At 49.8% G+C, this 13,159-nt stretch carries 11 protein-coding genes; 6 read left to right on the top strand and 5 right to left on the bottom strand.

What is annotated here, in order from left to right:
• The first annotated feature begins 103 nt into the window (after nucleotides 1–103).
• Nucleotides 104–2,422 carry a glycoside hydrolase family 20 protein gene (locus L0Y31_RS13110; RefSeq protein WP_234733523.1) on the top strand — a complete coding sequence of 773 codons (2,319 nt, stop codon included), beginning with the start codon at nucleotides 104–106 and terminating at the stop codon, nucleotides 2,420–2,422.
• A gap of 36 nt (nucleotides 2,423–2,458) precedes the next feature.
• Here L0Y31_RS13110 and L0Y31_RS13105 read toward each other — a convergent pair whose 3' ends face one another.
• Nucleotides 2,459–4,576 (bottom strand): outer membrane protein assembly factor BamB family protein, encoded by a 2,118-nt coding sequence (locus L0Y31_RS13105; protein WP_234733522.1) that lies wholly within the window; start codon nucleotides 4,574–4,576, stop codon nucleotides 2,459–2,461.
• A 101-nt stretch (nucleotides 4,577–4,677) separates the two neighbouring features.
• Between L0Y31_RS13105 and L0Y31_RS13100 the strand changes: the two genes are divergently transcribed.
• Both L0Y31_RS13100 and L0Y31_RS13095 read left to right on the top strand, forming a co-directional pair.
• Nucleotides 4,678–6,054 carry an L-serine ammonia-lyase gene (locus L0Y31_RS13100; RefSeq protein ID WP_234733521.1) on the top strand — a complete coding sequence of 459 codons (1,377 nt, stop codon included), beginning with the start codon at nucleotides 4,678–4,680 and terminating at the stop codon, nucleotides 6,052–6,054.
• Between the two features lie 81 nt (nucleotides 6,055–6,135).
• A complete protein-coding gene (locus tag L0Y31_RS13095) occupies nucleotides 6,136–7,209 on the top strand; it encodes an AI-2E family transporter (protein WP_234733520.1) in 1,074 nt (357 codons plus the stop codon).
• Between the two features lie 22 nt (nucleotides 7,210–7,231).
• Here the strand turns inward: L0Y31_RS13095 and L0Y31_RS13090 are convergent, their stop codons facing one another.
• The 3 genes from L0Y31_RS13090 to L0Y31_RS13080 form a co-directional block, all read right to left on the bottom strand.
• Nucleotides 7,232–8,143: an NAD(P)/FAD-dependent oxidoreductase gene (locus tag L0Y31_RS13090; protein ID WP_234733519.1), complete on the bottom strand. Its 912-nt coding sequence runs from the start codon at nucleotides 8,141–8,143 to the stop codon at nucleotides 7,232–7,234.
• Nucleotides 8,143–8,601 (bottom strand): hypothetical protein, encoded by a 459-nt coding sequence (locus L0Y31_RS13085; protein ID WP_234733518.1) that lies wholly within the window; start codon nucleotides 8,599–8,601, stop codon nucleotides 8,143–8,145. Before L0Y31_RS13085 ends, L0Y31_RS13090 begins: the two co-directional genes overlap by 1 nt.
• A gap of 112 nt (nucleotides 8,602–8,713) precedes the next feature.
• The gene (locus L0Y31_RS13080) at nucleotides 8,714–9,115 is read right to left on the bottom strand and encodes a MerC domain-containing protein (protein WP_234733517.1); all 402 of its coding nucleotides are present in this window, start codon (nucleotides 9,113–9,115) and stop codon (nucleotides 8,714–8,716) included.
• A 724-nt stretch (nucleotides 9,116–9,839) separates the two neighbouring features.
• Here L0Y31_RS13080 and L0Y31_RS13075 point away from each other — a divergent pair.
• Complete coding sequence (locus tag L0Y31_RS13075) at nucleotides 9,840–10,760, top strand: glycoside hydrolase 5 family protein (RefSeq protein ID WP_234733516.1); 921 nt, start codon at nucleotides 9,840–9,842, stop codon at nucleotides 10,758–10,760.
• 147 nt (nucleotides 10,761–10,907) lie between these two features.
• Nucleotides 10,908–11,636, top strand: a complete 729-nt coding sequence (locus L0Y31_RS13070) for an endonuclease/exonuclease/phosphatase family protein (protein WP_234733515.1) — start codon at nucleotides 10,908–10,910, stop codon at nucleotides 11,634–11,636.
• 17 nt (nucleotides 11,637–11,653) lie between these two features.
• On the opposite strand, the gene L0Y31_RS13065 is transcribed toward L0Y31_RS13070, so the two are convergent.
• Complete coding sequence (locus L0Y31_RS13065; protein ID WP_234733514.1) at nucleotides 11,654–11,911, bottom strand: hypothetical protein; 258 nt, start codon at nucleotides 11,909–11,911, stop codon at nucleotides 11,654–11,656.
• Between the two features lie 282 nt (nucleotides 11,912–12,193).
• Here L0Y31_RS13065 and L0Y31_RS13060 point away from each other — a divergent pair, with 282 nt between their 5' ends.
• Nucleotides 12,194–13,153, top strand: coding sequence for an MBL fold metallo-hydrolase (locus L0Y31_RS13060; protein WP_234733513.1), 960 nt, complete (start codon nucleotides 12,194–12,196; stop codon nucleotides 13,151–13,153).
• The last annotated feature ends 6 nt before the right edge of the window (nucleotides 13,154–13,159 follow it).

Here is a 13,159-nt window from a genome sequence, read left to right as displayed (position 1 = left end):
CTATATGACGTAACCTTAAACTAGGACGTTGATTGTTATGCGCCCATTTAACGAAATTAGCGTTTACCTTTATCGTCATTACCCAGTCCCTGAAGCGAGATTCATGAAACGGTCTATCCTTTTTTTTCTTTGTTTTTGCCTTTCCATTTCCCTTTTTGCCCAGTCGGATAACACGTATAATCTTCTTCCTTTCCCGGCCCGATTCAATGGTAAGGATGGGCGCTTTGCCTTAACCACGACAACCCGTCTGGTTGTGGCACCGAAAAATGCCGGAGCGCAGGCCGCCGCTCAATTGTTGGCCACTCAGTTGAAAACAGCCAGCGGTTTGCCCTTGTCGGTAGCGTCTCTTACCCCGGCTTTAGCCAAGGGAAAACATATTTTTTTTAATCCCCACAAAGGCGGGAAATGCGGTCCTGAAGGCTACCTGCTGAAAGTCTCGCCGAACAGCGTGGTGGTAGAAGCCGAAGCGCCTAAAGGTTTTTTTTACGCGGTACAGACGCTCTTGCAATTGTTACCCACCGAAGCGTTTAGCCCTAAAAAAGTAGAGAACGTTTCGTGGTCGATGCCCGCCTGCGATATCCTCGACCGTCCCCGCTATGCCTACCGAGGCCTCCATCTGGACGTGGGTCGTCATTTCATGCCGGTTTCGTTCATCAAGAAATACATTGATCTGATTGCGCTGCACAAAATGAACACGTTTCACTGGCACTTGACCGAAGACCAGGGCTGGCGGATCGAAATCAAAAAATACCCTAAACTCACGCAAATTGGCTCGAAACGCCGCGAAACGGTGCTGGGACACAATGCGGAGAATTACCCGGCCAAATTCGACGGAATCGAATACGGTGGTTTTTATACCCAGGAGCAAATTCGGGACGTGGTTCGCTACGCCGCTGCCCGGCACGTAACCATCATTCCAGAAATTGAACTGCCCGGCCACGCGCTGGCGGCGCTGGCAGCCTACCCCGAATTGTCCTGCGATCCGGCCAAAAAGTACGACGTAGCCACGCGCTGGGGTATTTTCGAGGATGTCTTCTGTCCAACAGAACCGACGTTTACGTTTTTGCAGAATGTCCTGACCGAAGTAATGGCCTTATTTCCCGGTAAATACATCCACATTGGCGGCGACGAATGTCCTAAAGAAGCCTGGAAAAAAAGCCCCTTTTGCCAGTCACTAATTAAAAAATTAGGGCTAAAAAATGAAAACGAACTACAAAGCTACTTCATCCGGCGCATCGAGAAATTCGTCGTGTCTAAAGGAAAAGCCGTCATCGGCTGGGATGAAATTCTGGAAGGCGGCGGCCCGGCTCCGACAACAACGGTTATGAGCTGGCGGGGTACGTCGGGCGGCATCGAAGCCGCCAAACAGAAGCACAACGTGATCATGACTCCTTCGGATTACTGCTACCTCGACTACTACCAGGCCAATCCGGCCCAAGAGCCACTGGCTGCTGGCGGTTACCTGCCGCTCGAAAAAGTATACAGCTACGAACCTACCCCCGCTGAACTGTCGCCGGAGCAGCAAAAATACATTCTGGGCGTACAGGGCAATGTGTGGACGGAGTACATGCGTACGCCTGAGCAGGTTGAGTACATGGCTTTCCCACGCGCGACGGCCCTGGCCGAAATTGGCTGGATTCCCCAAGGCCCCCGCAACTTTGAAGATTTCGCCGTTCGGCTGAAAGAGCACCTCAAACGCCTCTCTTTCCTGAACGTCAAGTACTCCAAACGTTTTCTGGACGTACGCGCCGTGACGCAGTTTACGGACGAAGGACAAATGCAAGTGCGACTGGAAAAACAGGATTCCGACAGCAAAATTTTCTACACGCTCAACGGGAAAGATCCTTCTACGTCTTCTACCGAGTACATTTCGCCCATCGCACTCAAGAAAACGACCACCATCAAGGCCATCACCACGGCGGGTACCAAGTTTGAAGAAACCTTCTTTATCCACCGTGCAAAAGGCAAACCGTACACCTACACCGGAACGCTGGCCGACGCGACCGATCCCGAACGGAAGCGGCTCACCGACGGACAGGTAGCGCAAAGTCCCCGCAACAAGGCGGAATGGGTGAGCGTAACAGGCGAAGACCTGGAAGTGGTCATTGATCTCGGCGAAGTTCGGTCCGTCACGAAAGTATCGGCTAATTTTCTGAAGCGCATTCCGTACAATGACTTTCCACCTTCGACGGTAGAGATTGGTTTGTCGCAGGATGGCGCGACGTACAAGGAAGCCATTTCGCAGCCCGTGAAATACAACCTGGAAGGCGAATGGGGCATTTTACCCGCCGTTGCCGATTTCAAAACGGCTCGGGCGCGTTACGTTCGTCTGAGGGCGAAAAACGCGGGACCAGCCCCGGCTGGCCTTCCCCGTGCGGGCAAACCGACGGCTATCGCGATGGATGAAATTGTGGTGGAGTAACCGTTGATTACCCCACTTCTCACGCAAATTCTTGTATCACGGAAGTGCAAAGGCGACGTAGCTGTCGCCTTTTTTTGTTCCTAGTTTGGTGCCTCCGCAGGCAATTACCACGTACTGTTTTCCGGCCACCTCGTACGTACTTGGGGTGGCAAACCCCGACGCGGGCAGTTCGGCCTGCCAAAGCAGCTTGCCGGTCTTTTTATCGAAAGCCCGGAACATGCCGTCTTTGGTGGCAGCAATGAATAACAGACTACCCGCCGTAATGACCGGCCCTCCGTAGTTTTCCGTTCCGGTTGGCGCAATTCCCTTGGCAGTCAGCTCTTTGACTTCCCCCAGCGGAATCTGCCAGCGATGATTGCCCGTATTAAGGTCGATGGCCGTCAGGGTTCCCCAGGGTGGGCGAATACCGGGCTGGCCTTTGCTGTCCAGAAATTTGGTATAGCCATTGAATTTGTAAGGCAGAGAAGGCTTTTTAGCCGTTGCGGCGGCCACCATTTCCTGCTTTTCTTCCCCGAATAAAAAAGAAATCAAGGCCTGTTTTTCAGCGGCGGACAGGCTGGCAAAGCTGGGCATCATGCCTTTTCCCGTCGTGATTACTTTAGCCACATAATCTCGATCCCGACGTTGACCAATGTCCACCAGCGACGGAAAACCACTGGCCGGATTGCCCCTCCGCTCCGGTCCATGACAGGAAGCGCAGGTAAGCGTATAAACCCGCTGTCCAGGACTCAAATGCGCCAGTTCATCGGCTTTGGGCGTATCGCCCAGACTCAGCAGCCAGGCCGTTTCGTTGGCATTAACGTACATAATTCCCTCGGGATCGACCGCCGCACCGCCCCATTCCGCGCCGCCATCCAGCCCCGGATACACCAATGTCGGCACTTTCCCGAGCGGCTGGAACAGGCCCTTGCGCGCCCGCCGATACGTGGCCAGCAACGAATCTTTCGCTTCTGAATACGGATTCAAATCGGCTTCCGTGATGGTTTGACGCGCAAAGGGAAGGGGCTTTCGGGGAATGGGTTGCGTGGGCCAGGTGATTTCCTCCGGCAAATCTGATTTTGGGAATGGCTTTTCGTCGATGGGAAACAGCGGCTTTCCCGTTACGCGGTCGAAGACAAACACATGCCCCGTTTTGGTAACCTGCGCTACGGCATCGATGCGCCGTGGCCGCCCATCGGGATCCTTTTGAGTAACTGTAATCAGGTTTGGTGGTGCCGGAAAATCCCGGTCCCAAATGTCGTGGTGCACCGCCTGAAAATGCCAGAGCCGCTTTCCCGTCCGGGCATCCAGCGCCAGTAGACAGTTAGCAAACAGATTCTGTCCTTTCCGATTTCCGCCGTAAAAGTCGAACGCCGCCGACCCGGTCGGCACGTAGACGATCCCCCGCCGTCGATCTACGGCCATCCCCGCCCAGTTGTTGGCTCCGCCGACTTCCGTGTTTTTGTAAACCTCTTTCGGCCAGGTCGTATAGCCATATTCACCGGGATGCGGGATGGTCCGAAAAGACCACGCCAATTTTCCCGTCCGAACGTTAAACGCCTGAATATTGCCTGGTGCTGCATCAGCTCCTTCGGACAGCCGCAGCGGCATGATGATTAAGTCGCCAAAAAGCGTTCCTGGTGTGTTGGAAATAGCCATTTTATCCTGAGCGGTTGGCCCTAGGCCCGCCTTCAAGCTCACGCGGCCGCCGTCGCCAAAGGTCGGAATGGGCTGTCCGGTCAAGGCGTTGATAGCATACAACCAGGGACCGATTGCCACCAAAATGCGTTTATCGTCGCCATCTGCCCAATAGGTCACGCCCCGGTTGGTGTTCAGGCCACCCGCTCCCTTTTCGGTATAGCGCCACTTTTCCTGGCCAGTGGCTGCGTTCAGGGCAAAAAGCTGGCTCGTAGCTGTTACGCCGTAGAGCAGTCCTCCAACAATAATGGGATTGCATTGCACTTGCCCCGAATCGCGGCTATGGTATTCCCAAGCTACCTTTAACTGACTAACGTTGGTTATATTGATCTGATCCAGTGGCGAATAGTGGTTCCGGTCGGGGCCGCCCAAGTATTCAGGCCATTCGCGGGAAGGTGGCGATTCGCCGGGAACAATTTGCGTGGATACGAGTCCGGCCAGCGCCACAACAACCACTGGAATTATTGCATATTTCATTTGGTTAAGGAATAAGGGCAAGCTTAGTAGGTACAACCTATTATCCAAAAGGAATTTATCAGTAACTTTTAGCCTTACTTCGTCAGAAATTTTCTAAAAATATGAATACTTCCCCGATTACCACCTCGGTTTTCGATTTGTTTAAAGTTGGTCCCGGGCCGTCGAGCTCCCACACGATTGGCCCCATGAAAGCGGCCTTTGACTTTCTGCAACGCCTGCAACAACTTCCCGAAGCTATTCAACAAAAAGCCACGGCGATTGGCATTTATTTATACGGCTCCCTCAGTGCCACCGGCAAAGGTCACGGCACCGACCGGGCGATTGTGGCGGGCCTGCTGGGCTGGCAACCCGAAACGACCGACCCGGAAGAGTTGCTCGCCTTGCTGAAAGATCCCGCCATTAATTATCCGATTCAGGTCGGCTCCCGGTCAATTGACATTAATAACAACAGCCTGCATTTCGAGCGCAAACGCTACGAATCGCCGTATGCCAATACCATGGTTTTGAAATTGGAAGCCAATGGGGAAATTCTGGCGGAAGAAGAATATTATTCCATTGGGGGTGGTTTTGTCATTCGGAAAGGGGAACCCGAAGCTGGTCCGGTTTCGGTGGACCTGCCTTACCCTTACCGCACCATGAAAGAGTTGCGATCGCACCTGACTGCCAGCAAGTTGCCCCTGGAAGACGTACTAATTGCCAACGAAATGGCGCTTACAGGCCGGTCACGGAAAGAAATTAACCTGCGCATTGACCAGATTCTGGACTTTATGCACAAGGCTGTAAAACGAGGCCTGCGACACAAAGGCATTCTACCCGGCTCGATTCGGCTGCATCGAAAAGCGCCCGTTCTGTATAAACAAGCCTGTGGCCTGTCCCAATCGTCGGATAGTTTTCTGATCTTTTTAAATGCGTATTGCCTGGCTGCTTCAGAAGAAAACGCGGCGGGAGGCATCGTCGTCACCGCCCCTACTTCGGGGGCTTCCGGCGTCATTCCCGGTCTGACTTTTCTCGCTAAAAAACACTTTCATTACGATAAAGAAACACTCCGAAAAGGCATGCTGGCCGCCGCTGCGGTGGGCTTTCTGGTGAAACACAATGCCAGCATATCGGGGGCCGAAATGGGTTGTATGGGCGAAATTGGAACCGCTGCCGCCATGGGCGCGGCCTTCCTTACCTACTGCGCGGGCAAGCCGATTGACGCGGTTGAGTCGGCGGCTGAAATATGCATTGAACACCACCTCGGCATGACCTGCGATCCCATTGGCGGCTACGTTCAGATTCCGTGTATCGAGCGCAACGCGATGGGTGCCGTTAAAGCGTATAATGCCTTCTTACTGGCCACGGCGGGGACGCCTGCTCACCAGAAAATTTCGCTGGATGCCGTCATCAAAGTGATGAAAGCAACGGGTCGGGATATGTCCACTAAATACAAAGAGACATCCGAGGCGGGCCTAGCGCTCAGTGCTACTGAATGTTAATGAATCAAAAAAAAACAATCTGATAAGCCAGATGAGTTTATAGGGGGAGCGATCGCTCAACTAATTTTCATCTGACTTATCATGGCTAATATTTACACCCCCCGTCAACAGCGCATCTTGCTCATTACCAGCCTGATCGTCATTGCTGGATTTATTCTTCTTGGCTTACGGCAATACATTAGTGCCTTTCTGGGCGCTGGCATTTTATACGTTGTCTTTAGACCGTGGTTTAATAATCTGGTTCACAAACGAAAGCTCAACCGACGACTCATCACGGTTCTGCTCATGCTCTTTTCGCTGATCGTAATTATCCTGCCTTTTCTATCGCTCAGCCTGCTGCTGGTTGACCGAATTCAGTTTTACAGTAAAAATTCCGAACAGATCTTGCAATTGATCGATAAGCTGGAAAAGGCAACGGGACTTCAATTGACCAGTCAGGATAACATCAAATCCGTTGTTAGTCAGGGAGCCTCTTTCGCCAGCAAGCAATTTCCAATGGTTCTTAGTGGCACGCTCGATCTGGTGATTATTCTGGGCTTGCTGTATGTCGCGCTGTATTTTATGTTCATGGAAGAAGAGGCTTTCCTGCGCGGCTTTCGTAAATACCTGCCCTTCCGCCGGGAAACAATTGACGAGTTGGGTGAAGATCTTAAAAACATGGTTAATGCCAACGTCCTGGGCCAGGCGCTGGTGTCTTTGGTACAAGCCGTATTGACAGGCTTAACGCTCTGGATTTTTGGCGTTCCTGACGCTGCTTTCTGGGGTACGGTGGCCTTTTTCATGGCCTTTATACCCGTTTTAGGGACGCCCCTTGTTTGGGGTCCCGCAGGCCTTATTATGATCTCTCAGGGTTCTACTGGTAGTGGAGTTGGTATTCTGGTCGTTGGGGTAGTGGTTATTGTTAATATCGATAATCTCCTGCGGATTGCCCTGGCGAAGCGGATGGGCGATGTGCATCCCTTTGTCACTCTGACAGGTATTGTGCTTGGCGTACCGATTTTTGGCATTCTTGGTCTAGTTATCGGTCCCTTGCTGATGGCTTACTTTATGGTTCTGATGAAAGTCTTTGAGAAACAAAACAGACAATACTGCGAGGCCCTCACGGAACGGGAGCAAAAAGAAGGGAAGTTACAGCAAGAAGCAGCAAAATCATAAAGCGCTGCTTCTTGCCTCCCTGTTAAAATTCTGCCCAAATAAGTTCTCTGTTAATTGTAGTAGCCGCTTTCAGCCCGTTGGCGGCTGCTACCAGTACCTGACGTTGCATGGTTTGTGTATCACCTGCCGCATACACGCCTTCTACGTTGGTTCTGCCGAATTCGTCGATTTTTACAAAGCCCAGATCGTCGTGTTCACAACTTAATTGCTGGGCTAAATCCGATTTTTGATTCAGGTGCGGGTGAGCATACATAGCCCCTAAAGCATGTTTTGTCTGGTCAGACAGCAACAAGTTGGTCATTCGCTCCTCATTATGCTGTATGGCAATGACGGGTGTCTCAACCAAGTTTAGTCCGTGCTCTTTCAGTTTAGCCGTCTGTTCGGGCGTTAGGGTAGATGGCCCGTTGGTAAAGAGCGTCAGGTTCGGACTCCAGTGCTGAATAAGCTTCATCATGTCAAACCCCTTGTCTCCGTTTGCCAGGATGCCTACGGCCTCGTCTTTCACTTCATACCCGTGGCAATACGGACAATGCAGAATGGAAATTCCCCAGCATTCCGCAAAGCCGGGAAGAGCAGGCATTACTTCCGTTAAACCCGTGGCCAGTAAAAGCCGTTTTGCCCCAAAAGTGTCTCCTTTGTCGGTAGTCACCACAAAATTCCCTGCTTCGCCGCTCGCCGTTGTCGCTTGGGCAGTTAGCAAACGAACGGTTGGGTACGCTAAAGCCTGCTCCCGCGCAATGGCCAGCAAATCAGTGGGCTTGTCGCCGTCGCGGGTCAAAAAACCATGCGAATGCGGGGTTTGTCGGTTGGCTGGCTGGCCACTGTCCAGCACCAAAACCTGGCGCAGCGAGCGCCCCAGCACCAGAGCCGCGCTCAGGCCAGCGAAGCTCCCGCCAACAATAATAATCTCGTAATCCTCAGTGGTTGTGTTCATTATAAAAGTGTTGAAGCTCTTTTCAGAGTAGCTTCCGTTTGCTTTTGAATTTCTTTGATATTGGTTAGAATTTCCCGCTGCAAATCACGCATCTGATCGGCGGGCAAATCTTTTAACGTGGCATCCGCATGGTGATGATGCTCGTGATCTCCGTGGTCATGGCTGTGTTTATGGGGCATTCCCGGCACTTCGACCAAATTACCTTCCCAATCTTCAAATGCTTTTTTTAGACTATCCAGCGACGCAACTGTAGCTTTAGCGGCGGGTTCTGTACGCTGGGTCAAAAGCGTTTTCAGCGAGTCGATTCGCTCGATCTGGGGTTCAACTACGGCTTGAATTTCTGTTGCCTCATTGTGGTACTTAGCGGCCTCTTCCAGGGCTGGGTCTTTTTTTTCACCGGTTGAACAGGACAAATTCCATATAGTAAGTGGAAGCACTAGGAACAGAAGACGTTTCATAGAGTTGATTCTTTTCAGATTTTCCAGATATAAGCAGAAAAATACGAATCATGCAACTATGTTGCAAACAATGTACACAAAAAGTATAGTCTGTTTGCTTTCTTTTCCGAAGCTAGCTTACAGCAGTACGGGTGCGGGCAGTATGATGAAGCCGGCAATAGCGAATATTACGCAGATGACTAACGACCAGTCCGACAGAGGCTGCGTAGGCCACGTACTCAAAAATTTCGTTGACTTCTTCCAGCAGCAACGCAGTGGCAAAAAGGCTCAGGAAGCTCCAAAGCGCAATTTTGATTCCTTTTGTAGTCTCGTGCCGCGTGGCTGAGAAAACAGCGAGTACATTGATCCCTATAAAGACATAATCCATGCTGAGGTAACCGGCCCAAAGTGCGTCATGCCGGATGAAGGTTGAACTCATGGCGAGTATAGGCGTAAGTAAGCAATGGATAATACAAAGTACCGACCCTGTTATACCAAAGTAGTCTGCTTTTTGCCCGAGGGGAATCCATTTCATATGCAATAAAATTAACTGGTTAGCTCTGCAAAGATAAGACTCTTTTTATAAATGCAACAATGTTGCATTTATAAAATTTAATTGTTTTTATTCTCCCCCGTTTGACATCGTTGAAGGCGAAAAAATAATTCTCAAAAAAAGTTACCCAGAGAGCGTTACTTTTTGAAGGGTGCTACGTCTTAGGAAATTTCAAATCCGTTTTGAAAAATAAACAGGCTATTTTTCATCGTTTTTTTCCTTCATATATCAATTGCTACTTCTTTTATTTTATTCCTTTTCTTACGTATATACGTATTCTTTGGATAAATACTTCATAATCTTATAATTACTAATTTTCAAGCGGAAGGCTTACCCAAAAAAGTCATATTTCACTTTTTTCAAATGGATTTTATAGCCTTAATTATCAGACAAAAGTTATCATCTTCGACTACTTAGTAACAATCCTGTTTTGGTTGTTTCCAGCAAGGAAGGCCACATAGTTAAAACAGGATCATTCTCATAGCCCGTATAATTAATCACATGTATACCTGCTAATATTTTCAATACAATCGCAGTACTGCCAGCCTTTTGCACTGAATGAAGAAAAGTTGTACAAAACGAAGCTTAGACGCTCTAGATCAATTAAATGTCCGTTAAAATGTGGATGCCGCCAAGATCCTATCTAGTATAAATTAAACCTAACTTCTACATTTGAATCCAATCAGTAACAGACGTAGAATACGAGATGAACCGCAATATATTTTCTTCGTTGCAGACCTACCGTTTTCAGGCTGGTCTCTCCAATCAAATCGCTGGCCAGTGGTCAGAAGAGCAGGCATACGACTGGTTTGCTTCCCAACCATTGCTAACGGGTTGCAATTTTATTCCCAGTAATGCCGCTAATCAGTTCGACATGTGGCAAGACCAGACCTTCAATCAGGACACGATTGATCAGGAACTAGGCTTTGCCCGTAGTCTCGGGTTTAACACCATGCGTGTTTTTCTGCATAACCTCGCCTGGCAGTACGACCCGGAAGGCTTGAAAAACCGGATGGAAACCTATCTTGCCCTTGCAGCCAGCCACGAGATAAAGACTGTTTTTGTCCTTTTGAATGACTTTACCAAATCGACCGGCACACGGGGTGTGGTACAATCACCCGGTCAGGAAGAAGTTGGTAACCTTTCGGCCTATTCGCAACTAGAATCGTACGTTGTTGATATTCTGTCCCATTTCGCCAACGATGAGCGGGTGCTGATGTGGGATTTGTACAATGAACCTGGCAACTCGGCACTCTTCAACGAGTCGGTGCCGCTGCTCAAGCGGGCCTTCGAATGGGCCTGGTCCGTGCGGCCTTCGCAGCCGTTGACAGTTGGAACCTGGAATTATACCGAGCAATTTGACTTGTTAAACACAATGTCGCTGTTCTATTCCGATGTTGTTAGTTTCCACCACCATGAGAATAGCCCAGCCATCGAACGCGTGATTACCAAAGTCAATGGCTACCAACGTCCTGTTGTTTGCACAGAATATACCAGTGAACCAACGGGCGCAAATGCTGCAATGACGCTGACGGCGTTGAGAAAAAATGAAATTGGAGCTATCTCCGACGGACAGGAACTTACCTTGTTGCTCGAAGCAACGGTTACCGAAGTGGCCCTGGTATAAACTTGTTGTAACTATTCATAAACCCGATTGGCCCGGCGCTAATCGGGTTTTGCTTTTGAGGGCAGTAGGCTTTCGCTAAAGTTTTGCGTTCCGGCTCAACAAAAGATTCGGTTTTCGGTATTGTAATAAAACCAATCCTGCTGAATCATGCCCTCCGTTCTGTCGCTGAATATTGATGGTTACAATACGAAACATGGCAAATGGTCCGTTCGCCGCGACTACATTCGGGCAACCATTGAATACCTTAAACCCGATATTGTCGTCTTACAGGCTGCTTTTTACAACCGCCTTCTGGATGGCTCAAACCAGGCCGAACAACTGACCAGATTACTCCCTAAATATCCCTTTTGCCACTTTCAGCCCGCCCACACCCACAAGGGCATCACTGAAGGCTTGGCGCTGTTGTCAAAAATAGAACCAGCAGACATCTACCTGCACCGACTTAATAACCGACCCGAATACAAAGAAGCTAGTAGCCGCATTATCATGCATGCGCACTTCGGTTTTACAGATGGTAGTAGTTTTAATGTACTAAATGTGCATTACTCGCCAGTCTATGAACAAACCCACGACTACCTGATTGAAACATTGAACTATACGGAGAAACTTCCTGACCCAACGCTCCTAATTGGCGACTTTTGTCGACCCGCCGACAGTCCGTTATTGGCCCTTCTGCACGCTGCGGGTTGGATCGACGCCTGGGATAGTTTATACCCGAACGAAGAGGGATATACGTACGAAGCAGGTGGCGAGTTAAGAATCCGTCGGGATCAGGCCTGGTCGAAAAACCTGGCCATTTCCCGCGCCAAAACAATCATGAATGAAGCCAACGGCGTTCGCATGTCGAGTCACCTCGGCTTACTGGTGAAGTGGTAAGTAAGGTAAAAATAGGGCTATACAGCGCGGTATTCGTTGAAATTTCCGACCAGGATCGACGCTTGGTGTAGCAGTTCATTCATGGCAATCTGTTCCTGAATTTCTTCAATGCGTTGGTCTACTTTCCCAATTTCGATAATCGTATGGGCAAGAATGGACTGATCACGCCCCTTCTCTGTTTGCGCCATCAGGACGCGGCCCAATTGCAATAGACTTAAAGAAGTTCGTAGCTCCGGAAGACGTCTGCTATACTTAGTCACTTTTACGGTATTCATTAAGTCAAGTACGGTTATTTTATTTTACAAATATAACAATTCCCTGAAATACGATCCGAACAAATGATGGTTATTTTCATAATAAATTACAACTAAATAGGTAATAATGAAAATATTATTGGGTATTTATCTATAAAATCGAACGGAGCTACTTTGACTAAGTAGATCAAACATTCCCGGTTAATTAGGGTTGAGAGAAACGTAAGTATATAACTATAAAATGCTAGTCTCCGTATGTTACCAGACTAACATGTAAGGTATATTATTCTAATTAGACGAACTATGGAAGCAGTAATGAACCCCGAAACCTCTTCGGAAGACCTTGCTCCGTACGCTGTGGCGCCGGATATAGCTGGAATGAAAGTCGTTTTTGTCAATGTGTATTTTGTAGGCGATCCGGTTGCTGGTAGCAAATGGGTTCTGGTCGATGCTGCTCTCCCTAATTCAGCAGCCCGCATTAAACGTGAGGCAGAACGGCTGTTTGGAGAAAACAATCCCCCAGCGGCTATTGTGCTGACTCACGGCCATTTTGACCACGTTGGTGCATTACCCGATTTGTTGAAAGAGTGGCCCAACGTTCCGGTCTACGCACACCCGCTCGAAATGCCTTTCCTTCAGGGCAAATCGCATTATCCGCCACCTGACCCAGGTGTTGGCGGGGGAGCAATGGCCTATATGTCCTGGATGTTTCCAACAGGACCCTCTAATCTGGGCGACCAGGTTCAGCCTTTTCCGGCTGACGGGACCATTCCTGAAATGCCAGGCTGGCATGTTGTTCATACGCCCGGCCATTCGCCTGGTCATGTGTCTTTGTTCCGTGCTTCCGACCGGGCCCTTCTGGCGGGTGATGCCTTTACAACGACCCGACAAGAATCGGCCATAGCGGTCATTACGCAAAAAGAAGAACTCCACGGTCCGCCAACCTATTTTACGATTGACTGGGAAGCAGCCCGGCGCTCGATTCAAACGCTGGCGGCCCTGAATCCAACCGCGGCGGGAGCAGGCCACGGTAAAGCCATTCGAAGCATAACACTGCCCCAGCATCTGGACACGCTTTTACAGCACTTTAACGAAACGGAAGTTCCTAAAGGTGGACGGTATGTGAAGCAGCCTGCGCACACAGACGAAGAAGGCATTGTCGATATGCCTACGCCGGTCTCCTACCACGTTGCCCGCGCCATTGGCATCGGCCTGATTGTGGGCACGGTGATGTGGGCATTTGGCGGCAGCCGGAAACGCTAAAAAAAT

The sequence above is a fragment of the Tellurirhabdus bombi genome, assembly GCF_021484805.1.
GTDB lineage: Bacteria > Bacteroidota > Bacteroidia > Cytophagales > Spirosomataceae > Tellurirhabdus > Tellurirhabdus bombi.
This window is presented reverse-complemented; position numbering and strand designations above follow the sequence as displayed.

What these genes read in the sequence shown, in the direction of transcription:
- L0Y31_RS13060 (WP_234733513.1), top strand. Translation starts at nt 12,194, where the DNA reads ATGGAAGCAGTAATGAACCCCGAAACCTCTTCGGAAGACCTTGCTCCG.
- L0Y31_RS13095 (WP_234733520.1), top strand. Translation starts at nt 6,136, where the DNA reads ATGGCTAATATTTACACCCCCCGTCAACAGCGCATCTTGCTCATTACC.
- L0Y31_RS13085 (WP_234733518.1), bottom strand. Translation starts at nt 8,601, where the DNA reads ATGAAACGTCTTCTGTTCCTAGTGCTTCCACTTACTATATGGAATTTG.
- L0Y31_RS13100 (WP_234733521.1), top strand. Translation starts at nt 4,678, where the DNA reads ATGAATACTTCCCCGATTACCACCTCGGTTTTCGATTTGTTTAAAGTT.
- L0Y31_RS13105 (WP_234733522.1), bottom strand. Translation starts at nt 4,576, where the DNA reads ATGAAATATGCAATAATTCCAGTGGTTGTTGTGGCGCTGGCCGGACTC.
- L0Y31_RS13070 (WP_234733515.1), top strand. Translation starts at nt 10,908, where the DNA reads ATGCCCTCCGTTCTGTCGCTGAATATTGATGGTTACAATACGAAACAT.
- L0Y31_RS13110 (WP_234733523.1), top strand. Translation starts at nt 104, where the DNA reads ATGAAACGGTCTATCCTTTTTTTTCTTTGTTTTTGCCTTTCCATTTCC.
- L0Y31_RS13065 (WP_234733514.1), bottom strand. Translation starts at nt 11,911, where the DNA reads ATGAATACCGTAAAAGTGACTAAGTATAGCAGACGTCTTCCGGAGCTA.
- L0Y31_RS13090 (WP_234733519.1), bottom strand. Translation starts at nt 8,143, where the DNA reads ATGAACACAACCACTGAGGATTACGAGATTATTATTGTTGGCGGGAGC.
- L0Y31_RS13080 (WP_234733517.1), bottom strand. Translation starts at nt 9,115, where the DNA reads ATGAAATGGATTCCCCTCGGGCAAAAAGCAGACTACTTTGGTATAACA.
- L0Y31_RS13075 (WP_234733516.1), top strand. Translation starts at nt 9,840, where the DNA reads ATGAACCGCAATATATTTTCTTCGTTGCAGACCTACCGTTTTCAGGCT.